The 15,579-nt window shown below is 68.2% G+C and carries 14 protein-coding genes; 7 read left to right on the forward strand and 7 right to left on the reverse strand.

From position 1 onward, the window contains the following. Nucleotides 1-73: 73 nt before the first annotated feature. From ASC92_RS16355 to ASC92_RS16370, 4 genes are all read right to left on the reverse strand, one after another. The gene (locus tag ASC92_RS16355) at nucleotides 74-889 is read right to left on the reverse strand and encodes an alpha/beta fold hydrolase (RefSeq protein WP_056517607.1); all 816 of its coding nucleotides are present in this window, start codon (nucleotides 887-889) and stop codon (nucleotides 74-76) included. 142 nt (nucleotides 890-1,031) lie between these two features. Then, the gene (locus ASC92_RS16360) at nucleotides 1,032-2,579 is read right to left on the reverse strand and encodes a benzoate-CoA ligase family protein (RefSeq protein WP_056517610.1); all 1,548 of its coding nucleotides are present in this window, start codon (nucleotides 2,577-2,579) and stop codon (nucleotides 1,032-1,034) included. A 31-nt stretch (nucleotides 2,580-2,610) separates the two neighbouring features. Further along, a complete protein-coding gene (locus ASC92_RS16365) occupies nucleotides 2,611-4,161 on the reverse strand; it encodes a 3,4-dehydroadipyl-CoA semialdehyde dehydrogenase (protein ID WP_056517613.1) in 1,551 nt (516 codons plus the stop codon). Further along, complete coding sequence (locus tag ASC92_RS16370) at nucleotides 4,161-4,649, reverse strand: DUF4863 family protein (RefSeq protein ID WP_056517616.1); 489 nt, start codon at nucleotides 4,647-4,649, stop codon at nucleotides 4,161-4,163. The genes ASC92_RS16365 and ASC92_RS16370 overlap by 1 nt, the downstream gene beginning before the upstream one ends. 163 nt (nucleotides 4,650-4,812) lie before the next feature. Here ASC92_RS16370 and ASC92_RS16375 point away from each other — a divergent pair, with 163 nt between their 5' ends. From ASC92_RS16375 to ASC92_RS16395, 5 genes are all read left to right on the forward strand, one after another. Further along, entirely contained in the window at nucleotides 4,813-5,763 is a 951-nt protein-coding gene (locus ASC92_RS16375; protein ID WP_056517620.1) for a helix-turn-helix transcriptional regulator, read from the forward strand. A gap of 354 nt (nucleotides 5,764-6,117) precedes the next feature. Beyond that, nucleotides 6,118-7,794 (forward strand): 2,3-epoxybenzoyl-CoA dihydrolase, encoded by a 1,677-nt coding sequence (gene boxC, locus ASC92_RS16380; protein ID WP_056517624.1) that lies wholly within the window; start codon nucleotides 6,118-6,120, stop codon nucleotides 7,792-7,794. Between the two features lie 31 nt (nucleotides 7,795-7,825). Next, nucleotides 7,826-9,253: a benzoyl-CoA 2,3-epoxidase subunit BoxB gene (boxB, locus tag ASC92_RS16385; RefSeq protein ID WP_056517628.1), complete on the forward strand. Its 1,428-nt coding sequence runs from the start codon at nucleotides 7,826-7,828 to the stop codon at nucleotides 9,251-9,253. A 129-nt stretch (nucleotides 9,254-9,382) separates the two neighbouring features. Then, nucleotides 9,383-10,669, forward strand: coding sequence for a benzoyl-CoA 2,3-epoxidase subunit BoxA (boxA, locus tag ASC92_RS16390; protein WP_056517630.1), 1,287 nt, complete (start codon nucleotides 9,383-9,385; stop codon nucleotides 10,667-10,669). A gap of 10 nt (nucleotides 10,670-10,679) precedes the next feature. Then, a complete protein-coding gene (locus tag ASC92_RS16395) occupies nucleotides 10,680-11,123 on the forward strand; it encodes a MaoC family dehydratase (protein ID WP_056517633.1) in 444 nt (147 codons plus the stop codon). A gap of 69 nt (nucleotides 11,124-11,192) precedes the next feature. Here ASC92_RS16395 and ASC92_RS16400 read toward each other — a convergent pair whose 3' ends face one another. The 3 genes from ASC92_RS16400 to ASC92_RS16410 all read right to left on the reverse strand — a co-directional run bounded on the left by ASC92_RS16400 (nucleotide 11,193) and on the right by ASC92_RS16410 (nucleotide 14,101). Further along, nucleotides 11,193-11,657 (reverse strand): hypothetical protein, encoded by a 465-nt coding sequence (locus ASC92_RS16400; protein WP_056517636.1) that lies wholly within the window; start codon nucleotides 11,655-11,657, stop codon nucleotides 11,193-11,195. A 178-nt stretch (nucleotides 11,658-11,835) separates the two neighbouring features. Then, nucleotides 11,836-12,864, reverse strand: a complete 1,029-nt coding sequence (locus ASC92_RS16405) for an alpha/beta hydrolase family protein (protein WP_056517641.1) — start codon at nucleotides 12,862-12,864, stop codon at nucleotides 11,836-11,838. A 109-nt stretch (nucleotides 12,865-12,973) separates the two neighbouring features. Further along, complete coding sequence (locus tag ASC92_RS16410) at nucleotides 12,974-14,101, reverse strand: helix-turn-helix domain-containing protein (protein ID WP_056517645.1); 1,128 nt, start codon at nucleotides 14,099-14,101, stop codon at nucleotides 12,974-12,976. Between the two features lie 106 nt (nucleotides 14,102-14,207). Between ASC92_RS16410 and ASC92_RS16415 the strand changes: the two genes are divergently transcribed. After that, on the forward strand, nucleotides 14,208-14,669 hold the full coding sequence (locus ASC92_RS16415) for an RrF2 family transcriptional regulator (protein ID WP_056517649.1): 462 nt from the start codon (nucleotides 14,208-14,210) through the stop codon (nucleotides 14,667-14,669). Next, nucleotides 14,659-15,561 carry an NAD(P)/FAD-dependent oxidoreductase gene (locus ASC92_RS16420; RefSeq protein ID WP_056517652.1) on the forward strand — a complete coding sequence of 301 codons (903 nt, stop codon included), beginning with the start codon at nucleotides 14,659-14,661 and terminating at the stop codon, nucleotides 15,559-15,561. The genes ASC92_RS16415 and ASC92_RS16420 overlap by 11 nt, the downstream gene beginning before the upstream one ends. The last annotated feature ends 18 nt before the right edge of the window (nucleotides 15,562-15,579 follow it).

Consider the following 15,579-nt stretch of genomic DNA (forward strand, 5'->3'; position numbering starts at 1 on the left):
GACGGGTTGGGGCGCGTGTCTTCACGACGCGCTGCCGCTGGCGCAGATACTTTAAGGGTAAATCATTTATCTCTCAAACACGAGTTTTCCCTGACCGGGAGTTCCGGTCCTCCACGAATGAAACGGTCGCCACTATCGCTTTTTCGGGCTGGTCGCGATGCGGGGAATGCCCGCAGTCAGGCAGCTCCAGCAGCTCGGTGCCCGGCACGCGCCTGGCGATGCCGCGAATCTGCGCGAGTGTGCCGTACTCGTCGTCGATGCCCTGGATAGCAAGAACCGGGCAATGGATGCCATCGAGTTCGGCCTCGATGTTCCATTGCCTGAAAGGCGGATGGAGCCAGACGCGGTTCCAGCCCCAGAAGGCCGAATCGGCGTCGTCGTGATAGCGGCCCAGCTTCTTCGGCAGGTCGGTCTCCAGGTAGGCCAGCCGGGCCTGCTCGATGTTGGCCAGGGTCACGTCCTCGACGAAGATGTGCGGCGCCAGCACCACCAGGCCGGCCACGCGCTCGGGGAAGCGCGCCGCATACAGCAGCGAGATCGAGGCGCCGTCGCTGTGGCCGAAGAGCCAGGGTTTCTCGTCGTCGAGGTTCAGGGCGGCGAAGAGGGCGGGCAGCACTTCATGTGCCTGGCGATGCATGAAGTCGACGTCCCAGATCTCGTCGTTGGCGCGCGGGGTGGAGCGGCCATAACCGGGGCGCGAGAAGACGAGGCCGCGGGCACTGGCGGCTTCGCAGACTCGCGCGGGGAAGTCCTTCCACATGGCGATGGAGCCGAGGCCTTCGTGGAGGAAGACGATGAGCGGGCCGTCGGTGCGCTCGGGGGCGATCCATTGGCACTCGATCTGCACGGGGCGGCCGCGCCAGTCGATGGTGGCGAAGTCGGGGCTCATCGCATTGCTCCTTCCCCCTCTGGGGGAAGGCTGGGATGGGGGCTCGCGGCGTTGGCAAAGGCCGTGCTTGTCCGAAAGCCGCTTGCCCCCACCCCTCCCCTCCCCCGGGAGGGGAGGGAGAAAGAAAAAGACCGGGCGCGCGTCATGCCTGCTTTTCTTTCTCGCGCAGCCTGAACCGCTGAATCTTCCCCGTCGCCGTCTTCGGCAACTCCTGCACGAACTCCAGAAACCGCGGGTACTTGTACGGCGCGAGGCGCTCCTTCACGAAGGCCTTCAGCTCTTCCTCGGTCACCGCGGCGCCGTCCTTCAGAACGACGAAGGCCTTGGTCTTCGTCAGCCCTTCGGCGTCCTCCTTGCCGATCACTGCGGCTTCCAGCACCGCCGGGTGCTGCATCAGCGTGGCCTCGACCTCGAACGGTGACACGTAGATGCCGCTGACCTTCAGCATGTCGTCGCTGCGCCCGGCGTAGGTGTAGTAGCCGTCGGCGTCGCGCGTGTACTTGTCGCCGCTCTTGGTCCAGCCGCCTTGGAAGGTCTCGCGCGACTTCTCGCGGTTGTTCCAGTACATCAGCGCCGAACTCGGGCCGCGGATGTAGAGGTCGCCCACCTCGCCGTCGGGCACGGGGCGGCCGTCCTCGCCGCGCAGCTCGACCTCGTAGCCCTCCACCGGCCGGCCGGTGGTGCCGTAGCGCACGTCACCGGGGCGGTTGGAGATGAAGATGTGCAGCATCTCTGTCGAGCCGATGCCGTCGATGATCTCGCAGCCGAAGTGCGCCTTGAAGCGCTGCGCGATCTCTCCGGGCAAGGCCTCGCCGGCCGAAGAGCACATGCGCAGCGCGACGGCCTCGCGCGCCGGCAGCTTGGGCGAAGCGAGCATGCCCGCGAAGCCGGTGGGCGCGCCGAAGAACACGGTCGGTTTGTGCTCGGTCCAGCGGCGGAAGGTGGCGTCTGGCGTGGGCCGTTCGGCCATCAGCACCACAGTCGCTCCGACCGACAACGGGAAGGTCAGCGCATTGCCGAGGCCGTATGCGAAGTACATCTTGGCGGCCGAGAAGCACACGTCGTTCTCGGTGAGGCCGAGCACGGGCTTGCCGTAGAGCTCGGCCGTCCACCACAGGTTGGCGTGCGTGTGGACCGTGCCCTTGGGCTTGCCGGTGGAGCCGGAGGAGTAGAGCCAGAAGCCGGGGTCGTCGGAGGCGGTCGCCGCGGGCGATGCCAGGGGCGGGGCGGCGGCGAGGGCGGCATCGAATTCCGTGGCGCTGTCGGGCAGTGCGCCCGTGCGCTGCGACACGATCAGCGTCTGCACTTCATGGCCGCCGCGCGCCATCGCCTGCTGCAGCGTCGGCAGCAGCGCGCCGGACACCAGCACGGCCTGCGCGCGGCTGTGATCGAGCATGTAGGCGTAGTCGTCGGGCGTGAGCAGCGTGTTGACGGCGACCGGCACCACGCCGGCATAGAGGCAGCCGAGAAAGCTCACCGGCCAGTCGTTGCCGTCGAGCATCAGCAGCAGCACGCGCTCTTCGCGGCGGATGCCTGCCGCCTTCAACGCGGCGGCGAGGCGGCGCGCGCGGTCTTCGAGCTGGCCGTAGCTCAGCGTGCCGCGGTCGTCGATGTAGGCGGTGCGATCGGCGCGGCCGCGGTTGAGGGCGAACAGATGCTCGGCGAAGTTGAATCGTGTGGGCAGGGTCATGGTCTTGTCTCCTTCGGCCGTGTTTCTCGTTCTAGAGGCCGAGCGCGGCGAGCACGCCGGGGCTTGCCTGCACCGCGCTGCGGCGGTGATAGAAATCGAGCGCGCGCAGGCCGCCGAGCTCGGCGCCGCCACCCGCGCGGCCGGGGCCGCCGTGCAGCGACATCGGCATCACGTTGCCGTGGCCCGTGTGTGCCTGCGCCACTTCGGGGGTGACGACGTGCACGCGGCCATGGCTCGGCGCGACGGACAGCGCGGCTTGCGCCAGCGCGGCGTCGTCGCTGCCATACAGGGAGGTCACGAGCGAGCCCTGGCCGCGGTGCGCAAGTGCGATGCCGTGCGCGAGATCTCGGTACGGCAGCAGCGTGGCCACCGGCCCGAACACTTCCACATCGTGCACGCGCTGCGCCGCATCGGCGTCGCGCGCGCCCAGCAGCACGGGCCCGATGCAGGCGGCGACCTTCGGGTCGGCATCGATCAGCGGCTTGTTGCGGCTGTCGTGCAGCACGGTGGTCTGCGTGGCCAGCGCGTCGAGGCCGTCGCGCACCGCATTCAGCTGTGCGCGGCTCACGAGCGAGCCCATGCGCACGCTCTCGTTGCGCGGATTGCCCACCGTGATGCTCGCGAGCTTGGCGCCGATGGCTTCGGCCGCGGCGTCGTACACCTCGGCCGGCACCAGGATGCGGCGGATGGCGGTGCACTTCTGGCCCGACTTGACCGTCATCTCGCGCACCACTTCGCGCACGAGCAGGTTGAAGGCCTCGCTGCCGGGCGCGCTGCCGGGCAGCAGCAGGGCGCTGTTGAGGCTGTCGGCCTCGATGTTCACGCGCACCGATCGTTCGGCCACTGCGGGGTGCGAGCGGATCACCGCGGCCGTCTCTGCCGAGCCGGTGAACGAAGCCACGTCGAAAGGTTGCAGCGCATCCATCAATCCGGCCGAGCTGCCGCAGACGATGGAGAGTGCGCCCGCGGGCAGCACGCCCGCATCGACCACGTCTTTCACCATGCGCTGCGTGAGCCAGGCGGTGGCCGTGGCGGGCTTCACGATCACGGGCACGCCCGACAGCAGTGCGGGCGCGGCCTTTTCCCACAAGCCCCACGACGGGAAGTTGAAGGCGTTGATGAACAGCGCCACGCCATGCGTCGGCACCTGCAGGTGCTGCGACTGGAATACCGGCTCCTTGCCGAGCTTGACCGCGTCGCCATCGCGCAGCGCACGCACGTCGCCGAGGCCGTCGCCCCACTTGGCGTACTGGCCGATGGTGAAGATCGCGCCATCGATGTCGACGGCCGAGTCGTTCTTCACGGTGCCGGAGTTGGCGGTTGCGATGTCGTAATAGGCATCGCGGTTGGCCTGCAGCACTTTCACGATGGCTGCGAGCAGCCCGGCACGCTGGCGGTAGGTGAGGGCGCGCAATGCATTGCCGCCCTGTTCGCGTGCGAACGCGAAGGCTTCGGGCAGGTCGAGGCCGGTGGCGTCGACGCGTGCGAGCTCGGTGCCCAGCACCGGGTCGACCAGGGGCGTGCCGGCGCCCGATCCGCTTTGCCAGCGGCCGGCGATGTGGTTTTGGAGGAGTTCGGTCATCAGGAGAACTTGATCTGCCCTTCGGGCAGCAGGTAGAGGACGAGCGCGCGGCCCTGGGCCACGGTCGGGCGATGTGCGGTGCCCGGGCCGTAGACGCACCAGCCGGCAGGCCGTCCGTCGAAGGTGGCGGGGTGGTCGTCCAGCGGCATGATCAGGTCGATCTCGCCGTTCGGATGCGTGTGGTGCGGCCCGGCGATGTCCTGCATGTCGACCACGTCGACCGAGAAGCGGTGCAGCGCGTCCTCGGCCTTGAAGACGCGGCCGTATCGGATGCCGCCGCCCTCGCGCTCGCACAGCCAGCCTTCGGCGACGCCGCCGATGCAGGCCTGGCGCAACTGCTCGAAGCGGGCGCTGCCTGCACCGTGGGTGGCGTTGAGCCACTGGTCGAGCGCGCTGTCGAGCGGCCTGCCGGCGATCTCGGCGGTCAAGCCTGCAATCAGCTGGTGAAATGCTTCCTTGCCTGTGGCGGCGGTGCTTCGGTCGGACATCGTGGGGCCTCGAACTTTTGAACTACCTTGCAGGATTGCTTTGTGTGCAGTATCTTGCGTGTGGCCGAACAATAAGCATCGACTCAATGAGTGTCAAGCAATATAGTGCATCTATGGTGTTTACCCTGAGCGCGCACAATTCCGGCGAAGTACGAGGAATTGCATGAATGAGCATGTAGACGCGGTGCTGGCCACCGCGCCGGAAAGTGGCGGCCCCGGCAACGGCGCTGCGCCTGCAGGAGAGGCTGCGAAGAACCCGCTGCTGGCGGCATTGGGCGATCGGGTGCGCAACCTGCGCGCGCAGCGCGGCCTCACGCGCAAGGCCGTGGCCGTCGCAGCCGAGGTGTCGGAGCGCCACCTCGCCAATCTCGAATACGGCATCGGCAACGCGTCGATCCTCGTGCTGCAGCAGGTCGCCGGCGCACTGCACTGCTCGCTGGCCGAGCTGGTGGGCGACGTCACGACCAGCTCGCCCGAGTGGCTGCTGATCCGCGAGCTGCTCGAGAACCGCAGCGAGGCCGACCTGCGCCGTGTGCGCGTGGCGCTGGGGGAATTGCTGGGCACGGCCTCGGTCGATCCGGCCCGGCACCGCCGCATCGCGCTCGTGGGCCTGCGCGGCGCGGGCAAATCGACGCTGGGGCAGATGCTGGCCGAAGACCTCGATATCCCGTTCATCGAGTTGAGCCGCGAGATCGAGAAGCTCGCAGGCTGCAGCGTGCGCGAGATCCACGACCTGTACGGCACCAACGCCTACCGCCGTTACGAGCGCCGCGCGCTGGAAGAGGCGGTGCAGATCTACAGCGAGGTGGTGATCGCCACGCCGGGTGGCATCGTCTCCGACCCGGCCACCTTCAACGAACTGCTCGCGCACTGCACCACCGTGTGGCTGCAGGCCGCGCCCGAGGAGCACATGGGCCGCGTGGCCGCGCAGGGCGACACCCGCCCGATGGCCGCGAGCAAGGAAGCGATGGAAGATTTGCGCCGCATCCTGAACGGCCGTGCCGCCTTCTATTCGAAGGCCGACCTGTCGGTGGACACCAGCGGCAAGACGCTGGCGCAAAGCTTCCAGGCGCTGCGGGCCGCGACCCGCCAATCGATGGGGCTGGGCGCTTGAGCTGAGTCTTCGGGGCGCGCTCACGTCGACGGTGTTCAGGGCGTGATCACGCCGACGCGGTGACCTTTTTCGCGAATGTCCCCCGCTTCGCTCCTCCTTTATTTCGCGAAAAAGGCCCCCGCATCGGCGTGATCGTTCAGTGCTCCCCGCAGCGAAATAAAGGAGGAGCGAAGCGGGGGACATTCGCGCAGGGGAGTACCCGGCGGCCTGTGCACGCGCCCCGAATCTGAAAAAAAGCACAACAGGGATTGACTTGGCCATATGCATGCAGCATGATGCATGTCATCGGAGCAAGAAAGTGCATTATCTTTCCTGTTCACGGTTTCCGAACACAGCCCCACAGGAGACTTCCGCATGACCGACACCACCACGCTCCAGGCGCCCCCGCGCGTCGACTACCGCACGGCACCCGGCGAATACCGCCACTGGTCCCTGAGCTTCGACGGCGCCATCGCGCGCCTCGTGCTCGACATCGCGGAAGACGGCGGCATCCGCCCCGGCTACAAGCTCAAGCTCAACAGCTACGACCTCGGCGTGGACATCGAGCTGAACGACGCGCTCAACCGCGTGCGCTTCGAACACCCCGAAGTGCGCAGCGTGATCGTCACCAGCGGCAAGGACCGCATCTTCTGTTCGGGCGCCAACATCTTCATGCTCGGCGTTTCGGGCCATGCCTGGAAGGTCAACTTCTGCAAGTTCACCAACGAAACGCGCAACGGCATCGAAGACACGTCGAAGCACTCGGGCCTCAAGTTCCTCGCGGCCGTGAACGGCGCCTGCGCCGGCGGCGGCTACGAACTGGCGCTGGCCTGCGACGAGATCCTGCTGGTGGACGACCGCTCCTCCGCTGTCTCGCTGCCCGAAGTGCCGCTGCTCGGCGTGCTGCCCGGCACCGGCGGCCTGACCCGCGTCACCGACAAGCGCCACGTGCGCCATGACCTGGCCGACATCTTCTGCACCAGCGTCGAAGGCGTGCGCGGCCAGCGCGCGGTCGACTGGCGCCTGGTCGACGCGGTGGCCAAGCCCGCGCAGTTCGCCGCCGCGGTGCAGGAGCGCGCCTCGCAACTCGCGGCCGGCAGCGATCGCCCCGCCAACGCCAAGGGCGTGGCCCTGACCCGCCTGGAACGTACCGACAGCGCCGACGGCATCGCGTATTCGAACGTCAACGTGCAGATCGACCGCAGCAAGCGCACCGCCACGATCACCATCAAGGCGCCCACCGGCGCGCAGCCGGCCGACATCGCCGCCATCGAGGCTGCGGGTGCCGCCTGGTGGCCGCTCGCGATGTGCCGCGAACTCGACGACGCCATCCTCAACCTGCGCACCAACGAGCTCGACATCGGCACCTGGCTGCTCAAGACCGAGGGCGACGCGCAGGCCGTGCTCGCATCCGACGCCGTGATGCTCGCCAACAAGGACCACTGGCTGGTGCGCGAAACCATCGGCGCGCTGCGCCGCACGCTGGCGCGCCTCGATGTGTCGTCGCGCAGCCTGTTCGCGCTGGTCGAGGCCGGCTCGTGCTTCGCCGGTACGCTGGCCGAGTTGGCCTTCGCAGCCGACCGCACCTACATGCTCGCGCTGCCCGACGACGCCGAGCGCGCACCGAAGCTCGTGCTGAACGAATTCAACTTCGGCTTCTTCCCGATGGTGAACGACCAGAGCCGTCTGCAGCGCCGCTTCTACGAAGAGGCCGCGCCGCTCGAGGCCGCGCGCACCGCCGCCGGCAAGCCGCTCGACGCCGACGAGGCGCTGAAGCTCGGCCTCGTCACCGCCGCGCCCGACGACATCGACTGGGACGACGAGATCCGCATCGCCATCGAGGAGCGCGCCGCCATGTCGCCCGACGCGCTCACCGGCCTCGAAGCCAATCTGCGCTTCGCGAGCAAGGAGAACATGGCCACCCGCATCTTCGGCCGGCTCACCGCCTGGCAGAACTGGATCTTCAACCGCCCCAACGCCGTTGGCGAAAAGGGCGCACTGAAGGTCTATGGCACCGGCGAGAAGGCCGGTTTCGACATGAACCGCGTTTGAACTGGCAGCCTGAACAACCCAAGGAACAGCGATGAGCACGATCAACTACAGCGAGAAGATCCCCAACAACGTCAACCTCGGCGAAGACCGCACGCTGCAGCGCGCGCTCGAAGGCTGGCAGCCCAACTTCATCAACTGGTGGGACGACGTGGGCCCCGAGGGCTCGACCAACCACGAGGTGTACCTGCGCACGGCCGTGAGCGTCGACCCGCAGGGCTGGGCCCAGTTCGGCCACGTGAAGATGCGCGACTACCGCTGGGGCATCTTCCTGAACCCGGGCGACGCCAACCGCGAGATCCACTTCGGCGACCACAAGGGCGAGAAAGCCTGGCAGGACGTGCCCGGCGAGCACCGCGCCAACCTGCGCCGCATCATCGTGACGCAAGGCGACACCGAGCCCGCATCGGTCGAGCAGCAGCGCCACCTGGGCCTCACGGCGCCGTCGATGTACGACCTGCGCAACCTGTTCCAGATCAACGTCGAAGAAGGCCGCCACCTCTGGGCGATGGTCTACCTGCTGCAGAAGCACTTCGGCCGCGACGGCCGCGAGGAGGCCGACGCGCTGCTGCAGCGCACCTCGGGCGACGCCAACAACCCGCGCATCCTGGGCGCATTCAACGAGAAGACGCCCGACTGGCTCGCGTTCTTCATGTTCACCTACTTCACCGACCGCGACGGCAAGTTCCAGCTGGCCGCGCTGGCCGAGAGTGCGTTCGACCCGCTGGCGCGCACCACGAAGTTCATGCTGACCGAAGAAGCGCACCACATGTTCGTGGGCGAGAGCGGCGTGTCGCGCGTCATTGCGCGCACCGCGCAGGTGATGAACGAGCTGAAGACCGACGACGCGCAGAAGATCCGCGCTGCCGGATGCATCGACCTGGGCACCATCCAGCGCTACCTGAACTTCCACTACAGCGTGACCATCGACCTGTTCGGCGCCGACCAGTCGAGCAACGCCGCCATCTTCTACAGCTCGGGCCTGAAGGGCCGCTACGAAGAAGGCAAGCGCGACGACGACCACATCCTCAAGGGCCAGACCTACAAGGTGCTCGAGGTGAAGGAAGGCCAGCTCGTCGAGAAGGACGTGCCGATGCTCAACGCGCTGAACGAAGTGCTGCGCGACGACTTCATCAAGGACTCGGTGGCCGGCGTCGGCCGCTGGAACAAGGTGCTTGAGAAGGCCGGCATCCCGACGCGCCTGACTGTGCCGCACAAGGCGTTCAACCGCCAGATCGGCGCGCTTGCCGGCATCAAGATGTCGCCCGAAGGCCGCGTGGTGAACGACATCGAATGGGCCGCCAAGCGCGACGAATGGCTGCCGAGTTCCGAAGACTTCGCTTTCGTGGCATCGTTGATGGGCCGCGTGGTCGAGCCGGGCAAGTTCGCCGGCTGGATCTCGCCGCCGGTGATGGGTATCAACCGCCAGCCGGTGGATTTCGAGTACGTGCGGTTCGGCTGATTGGGGTATTACTCCCTCTCCCCTTGGGGGGGAGAGGGCTGGGGTGAGGGTAGGCGGCGTCCCCACGACAAGCAGCCGCCCCCTCACCCTGACCCTCTCCCCAAGGGGCGAGGGAAAGGAGAAAAAGACATGGACATGGCCGTTGAAGCCGGGATCATCAAGCAGCACCTGATCGACCCCGAGATCTGTATCCGCTGCAACACCTGCGAGGCCATCTGCCCCGTCAACGCGATCACGCACGACGACAACAACTACGTCGTGCGGGCCGACGTCTGCAATGGCTGCATGGCCTGCATCTCGCCGTGCCCGACGGGCTCGATCGATAACTGGCGCACGATGCCGGTGGTGCGCGCGTACTCGATCGAAGAGCAGCTCACCTGGGAATCGCTGCCCGCCGAACTCTCGCCGGAAGAGCTCGAAGCCGCCGGCGTGTCCGCGGAAGTGGCCGGCGACCCCGCGGCCGCCTTGCCCGCCCAGACGCAAGCCCAGGCGGCCGCCGAATCGATCGAGCCGGCCTTCAATTCGGCGCAATACGGCGCCACCGTGCCGCCCTGGTCGGCCGCGCACGCGTACACCAATCTCTTCCCGCCGAAGACGCCGACGACCGCTACGGTGGTCGGCAACTTCAACTGCACTGAGGCGGGCTTCGACAGCGAGACCCACCACATCGTGCTCGACTTCGGCGCGGTGCCGTTCCCGGTGCTGGAGGGCCAGTCGATCGGCATCGTGCCGCCGGGTGTCGATGCCATCGGCAAGCGCCACCATGCGCGCCAGTACTCGGTGGCCAGCCCGCGCAACGGCGAGCGGCCCGGCTACAACAACGTCTCGCTCACCGTGAAGCGCGTGACCGAAGACCACCAGGGCGACGCCGTGCGCGGCGTGTGCTCCAACTACGTGTGCGACCTGAAAGTGGGCGACACGGTGCAGGTGGTCGGGCCTTTCGGCTCGTCGTTCCTGATGCCGAACCACCCCAAGTCACACATCGTGATGATCTGCACCGGCACCGGCAGCGCCCCGATGCGCGCCATGACCGAATGGCGCCGCCGCCTGCGCAAGAGCGGCAAGTTCGAGGGCGGCAAGCTGATGCTGTTCTTCGGCGCGCGCACGCAGCAGGAGCTGCCTTACTTCGGTCCGCTGCAGTCGCTGCCCAAGGACTTCATCGACATCAACCTCGCGTTCTCGCGCACGCCGGGAAGCCCCAAGCGCTACGTGCAGGACCTGATGCGCGAGCGTGCCGCCGACCTGGCCGCGCTGCTGAAAGATGGCGCGAGCCACTTTTATGTGTGCGGCCTGAAGAGCATGGAAGAAGGCGTGGTGCTCGCACTGCGCGACGTGGCGAAGGAAGCGGGGCTCGATTGGGACACGGTCGGCGCCGCCTTGAAGCGCGAAGGCCGCCTGCACCTCGAGACGTACTAGGCTGCGGCGGATGAAGTTCGCCGACTTCCACGCGGGCCAGGTCATCGAGGCCGGGCCCTATGTGCTCACCGAAGCGGAACTGCTGCAGTTCGCACGGGCCTACGACCCGCAGTGGTTCCACACGGATGCCGAGGCGGCGGCCGACAGCTCCTTCGGCGGGCTGATCGCCAGCGGCTGGCACACGTGCTCGATCGCGATGCGGCTGGCCGTCGACGCAGCACTTGCCGGTTCCGAATCGTTCGCCTCGCCCGGGCTTGACCACGTGCGTTGGCCGAATCCCGTGCGGCCAGGCGATGCGCTGCGGCTGGTGGCCGACGTGACCGAGGTGCGCCGCTCCGAAAAGCGCCCGACGCTCGGCATCCTGCGCTGGCACTGGCGGCTCTTCAACCAGCGCGAGCTGATGGTGCTCGACGTGGCGGTCACGAGCCTGTTCAAGCTCAAGCCGGCCGGCTGAGGCGTTCGCCCAAAAAAAAGCCCGCAACGCGCGAGCGCTGCGGGCTTTTGTCCGGCCTGGGCCGGCGGATTACTTCTTGATGTCGACGGCGCCCGAGCCCTGGGCCTTGCCGCTCGCCTTTGCGCCAACGCCCGCAGGTTTCACGGCATTGGTGGCCGAGCCCACGGCGCCGGTCGCGCCATTCAGCGTGCCGCCGACGGTGTTCGTTACGCCGCCCGCCGCATTCGTGGCACCGCCGACGGCGCCCGTGGCACCGCCCAGCACGCCACCGACGGCGTTGCCCACGCCGCCTGTCGCGCTGCCGGCCGTGTCGGACGTGGCAGCACCGGCATTCGTGTTCGCGCCTGCGGCTGCACCTGTGCGTGCCGCGGCACCGCCATGTGTGGACCCTGCGCCTGCGGAGCCCGAGGTGTTCACGTCTGCATTGACTCCCACGCCGACCCCGACGCCTTGCGCCTGGGCTGCGCCGCCGATGGCCAGGAGGCCTGCGAGCAGGGCGCCGAGGAAGATGCGGTTGTGTTGCTGTTGCTTCATGGGTGACTGTTCCTTTCGTAGCATGGTCACGGTTTCAAGAACCGACCGGGGTTCGGTCGGCTCGGGTGCAACCATCGCCGGGCCGGTCTTTGTCGCCATGTGCGCGACAGTCGCCCACGCGTGTGGGAACTGGCTGTCGGCGAAACAGGAGGCTCGAACGTTGCCCCCGCGGTGCTAATCATGGCAGCAGATGGGTGCTGAAGAAGACCGCTGTCTTCTGGTTAACTTCCTGTAACGCGCTGGCCCGGTCGAAACCCGGCGGGTCATTGAGCATGTCGCCGACCAGTCCCGTGAGGTCCGGCGGTAGCGGAGACAGCAGCGAACCGTGCCCGCCGGTCGGCATGTCCGCGATCAGCTCGCAGCGCGGCAGGCAGGCCGCAAGCACCCGGTCGCTGTGGAAGCGCGGGATCAGCCAGCGGTCCTGCCTGGCGGTGATCAGGCCGAGTGGGACACGCGGCGCCGCGAGCGAGGTCATGTCGAAATCGGCGGAAGAGGGCACGCCCGCCACGATGGCCGCGATGCGCGGGTCGGCGTATTCGCGCGGCGTGGCGTCGTCGAAGCGATGGCGGATCACCAGCAGCGCGCCCCATTTCCGGACGCCGTCGAGCCAGCTCCCGGTCAGCCGCGTGATCAGGCCCACGCAGGACTGGAAATCGCCTTCGAGGTCGGCCTCGCAATGCTGCTTGAACGCGGCTGGCGACCAGCGCCCGCCCCCCAGGCTGAGCGCGGTGTGGCCACCGGCCGACATGCCGTACATGCCGACCCTGTCGAGCCGCAGCAGCGGCGCGAAGCGCACGTCGCGCCCGACCGCATCGATGGCGCGCGACACCTCGGCCGGGCGCATCGCCCAGCTGTCGGGGCCGGGGTTGCTGTCGTCCTTGTAGTTGTCGGCTTTGTGCTCCGGCATGGCGACGATGAACCCTGCGCCGACGAGGCTGCGCGCCAGGTCCGCATGCACCCACGGCGCGCCGCCCGAGCCGTGCGAGACGACGACCAGCCGGCCATTGCCGCGCACCGGCGCGCCCTGCGGCGCCACGTCGAGCGTGAAGCGCCCGCGCCGCGCTGGCCGGGCCGGATCGGCGGACGGGTAGAACACTGTCACCGGGCCATCCCCATCGGCCGTGGCGGGGAGTTCCGCCAGGCCCATCGAGGCTTGCGCCCAGCCGGACCACAGCGCCAACAGGAAGATGAAATACAAACGTCGCATCGAAAACTCCTTGTCATCGGAGGCCCATGCCCCCGCCGACCCGGACGATGCCGCGGCGTGCCGGGCGCGTCTTGCCGAAATCCGCAAGTGCGGTTTTCGGCCAGGGATTTCAGGATCCGGCCAGCTTCTGCCTGCGGAATTCGGTGGGCGTGAGGCCGGTGGCCGCCTTGAAAGCGCGGTTGAACGGGCCGATGGACTGGAAGCCTGCGGTCAAGGCGATGGTCAGCACCGGCAGCTCGCGTTTGGAAGAATCGGCCAGCGCCGCCATCGCCTCGGCCAGCCGGAGGCCGTTGACGAAGGCGTTGAAGTTGCGGTGGCCAAGCCGCCGGTTGATGAGGCGGCGCAGGCGGTATTCCGGCACCGACAGCCGGGCGGCCAGGCTGGCGATGCTCAGGTCTTCGCTGCGGTAGGCATGTTCCACCGCCATGGCGTGCCGCAAGGATTCCGCGAGGCGGTCCTCGGCGGGGTCGGGGTCTTGTTCGGGCTCGGGTTCCGCAGGCGCGACGGGGGCTGGTGCGACATCTTCTTGCGCCGGAATCGCCGGAATCGCAACCGGCGCCCATGAAGCCGGAAACAGCTCCGACCCCGCCAGCCGCACCATCCGCCACGCCACCACGGCCACGATCAGCAGCAGCATCGCCACGTCGGCCGTCGCCGACAGGCTCGACAGCCGGCCCTGCGGCGAGACCAGCCGCACGGCCAGCATGCCGATGCTGTAGCCGACGCCCGCCACCACGATGAACACGCGCAGCCGGCGCCGTCCCTCCACCAGGTCCGCCCGCCATTGCGAAGCCGCCGCCATCGCGGCCAGCACCGCGAACACCAGCGGCACCGCGCGCTGCAGGCCCATCGTCACCGGCGCGAGCACCGAGGCGCTGTCTGCCACGACCGCGCAATTGAGCGCCGCCAGCACGGCCACCGCGAACCACGCGGCGGCGTGCAGCGGCTGCAGCCGGAAGTCGTCGTCGAACAGCGCTTGCACGAACACCCAGAACAGCACGGCATTGCCGACGGAGACCGCGACAAAGGGCGCCTGCCACCCGCGCGGCACGAGCGCTTCGAACAGCGGCGCGGAGCCGATGGCCTGCACGCACAGGCCGAGCGCGAGCAGCGCGCCCGCACGCGCGACCGGCAGGCGAGGGCGGTCGCGCCCGAGGACCAGCGCGAGCACGAGCAGCAAGGCCAGCAGCACGCCGCGCAGGGCGGCGTCGAGCAGGGTGGTCGGTGTGGGCGTCATGGCGGGGTCGATTCTCGTGCCTGAGCCGCGGCAAGCGACGCGGCATGCCGAACTCCCGAAGACCTTTCGGCATGCCATGGAAAACTTATGCAACTAATAATGTTGCATGAAACGAGACAGCAGGCTTTCAGGCGTTCTCCATGTGCTGCTGCACATGGCCGAGATGAACGGCCCCGTCACGTCCGAGTCGCTGGCGGCCGCGATGCACACCAACCCGGTCGTCGTGCGCCGTGTCATGGCCGGCCTGCGGCAGGCGGGCTTCGTCAGTTCGGCCAAGGGCCACGGCGGCGGCTGGGTGCTGTCGTGCTCGCTGGCGGCGGTGACGCTGGGCGACGTGCACAACGCCGTCGGCGCGCCCGCGCTGCTGGCCATGGGCAACCGCACCGAGAGCCCAGGCTGCATCGTCGAGCAGGCCGTGAACGCGGCGCTCGACGGCGCCTTCCAGGACGCCGAGGCGCTGCTGCTGAAGCGCTTCAACAGCATCACGCTGGCCGATCTTTCCAGGGACTTCCACCGCCGCATGACAGGCGGCGGCTTCACGCAGAAGGACATTGAACATGCGCCATGACGCTCTGATCGTGGGCGGCAGTTTTGCCGGCCTTTCCGCTGCAATGCAACTGGCTCGCGCGCGCAGGAACGTGTGCGTCGTCGACGCGGGCACGCCGCGCAACCGCTTCGCCGCCGCGTCGCACGGCTTCTTCGGGCAGGACGGCACGCCGCCGCTGGAGATGATTGCCGGCGCGCGCGACAAGCTGCTCGCCTATCCGTCCGTCGAGTTCATCAAGGGCAGCGTGGTGGCCGCGAGCGCCGACGGCGCCGGAGGCTTCACGGTGTCGCTGCACGGCGGGGAAAAAATCTCGACACACAAGCTGCTGCTCTCATTCGGCGTGCAGGACGGCCTGCCCGACATCGCCGGCATCGGCGAGCGTTGGGGCAAGAGCGTGTTGCACTGCCCCTACTGTCATGGCTACGAGTTCGGCGACCGCTCGCTGGGCTTGCTTTTTCACAGCGGCGCGCCGGCGGACCATGCGCTGCTGATCGCAGAGTGGGGCCCGACCACGCTCTTCCTCAATGGCGGCGAGGGGCCCGACGCCGAGGTGCGCGCGAGGCTGCAGGCGCGCGGCGTGGCCATCGAGCCGGGGCGCATCGCCGGCCTGGAAGGACAGGGGACGGACCTTGCTGGCGTGCGCATCGACGACGGCAGGCTCGTGCCGATCGAGGCGATGTTCGTGGCGCCGCACACAGGCCCGGCGAGCCCGCTGGCCGAGCAACTCGGCTGCGCCTTCGATGACGGCCCGATGGGCCGCGTGCTGCGCGTCGATGCGACGAAGATGACGACGGTGCCCGGCGTCTACGCGGCAGGCGATCTCGCAATGACGTTCAGCAATGCCACGCTCGCCTCGGCCGATGGGTTGATGGCCGGTGTGTCGATGCATCGGTCGCTGGTGCTCGGCGCTTGAACGAACTTTTTTCCCGGG

It is taken from the genome of Variovorax sp. Root411 (assembly GCF_001425205.1).
Classification (GTDB): domain Bacteria; phylum Pseudomonadota; class Gammaproteobacteria; order Burkholderiales; family Burkholderiaceae_C; genus Variovorax.

Excerpts from the sequence above, each read along its gene's own strand:
- ASC92_RS16355 (WP_056517607.1), bottom strand. The coding sequence starts at position 889 with ATGAGCCCCGACTTCGCCACCATCGACTGGCGCGGCCGCCCCGTGCAG.
- ASC92_RS16360 (WP_056517610.1), bottom strand. The coding sequence starts at position 2,579 with ATGACCCTGCCCACACGATTCAACTTCGCCGAGCATCTGTTCGCCCTC.
- ASC92_RS16365 (WP_056517613.1), bottom strand. The coding sequence starts at position 4,161 with ATGACCGAACTCCTCCAAAACCACATCGCCGGCCGCTGGCAAAGCGGA.
- ASC92_RS16370 (WP_056517616.1), bottom strand. The coding sequence starts at position 4,649 with ATGTCCGACCGAAGCACCGCCGCCACAGGCAAGGAAGCATTTCACCAG.
- ASC92_RS16375 (WP_056517620.1), top strand. The coding sequence starts at position 4,813 with ATGAATGAGCATGTAGACGCGGTGCTGGCCACCGCGCCGGAAAGTGGC.
- boxC (WP_056517624.1), top strand. The coding sequence starts at position 6,118 with ATGACCGACACCACCACGCTCCAGGCGCCCCCGCGCGTCGACTACCGC.
- boxB (WP_056517628.1), top strand. The coding sequence starts at position 7,826 with ATGAGCACGATCAACTACAGCGAGAAGATCCCCAACAACGTCAACCTC.
- boxA (WP_056517630.1), top strand. The coding sequence starts at position 9,383 with ATGGACATGGCCGTTGAAGCCGGGATCATCAAGCAGCACCTGATCGAC.
- ASC92_RS16395 (WP_056517633.1), top strand. The coding sequence starts at position 10,680 with ATGAAGTTCGCCGACTTCCACGCGGGCCAGGTCATCGAGGCCGGGCCC.
- ASC92_RS16400 (WP_056517636.1), bottom strand. The coding sequence starts at position 11,657 with ATGAAGCAACAGCAACACAACCGCATCTTCCTCGGCGCCCTGCTCGCA.
- ASC92_RS16405 (WP_056517641.1), bottom strand. The coding sequence starts at position 12,864 with ATGCGACGTTTGTATTTCATCTTCCTGTTGGCGCTGTGGTCCGGCTGG.
- ASC92_RS16410 (WP_056517645.1), bottom strand. The coding sequence starts at position 14,101 with ATGACGCCCACACCGACCACCCTGCTCGACGCCGCCCTGCGCGGCGTG.
- ASC92_RS16415 (WP_056517649.1), top strand. The coding sequence starts at position 14,208 with ATGAAACGAGACAGCAGGCTTTCAGGCGTTCTCCATGTGCTGCTGCAC.
- ASC92_RS16420 (WP_056517652.1), top strand. The coding sequence starts at position 14,659 with ATGCGCCATGACGCTCTGATCGTGGGCGGCAGTTTTGCCGGCCTTTCC.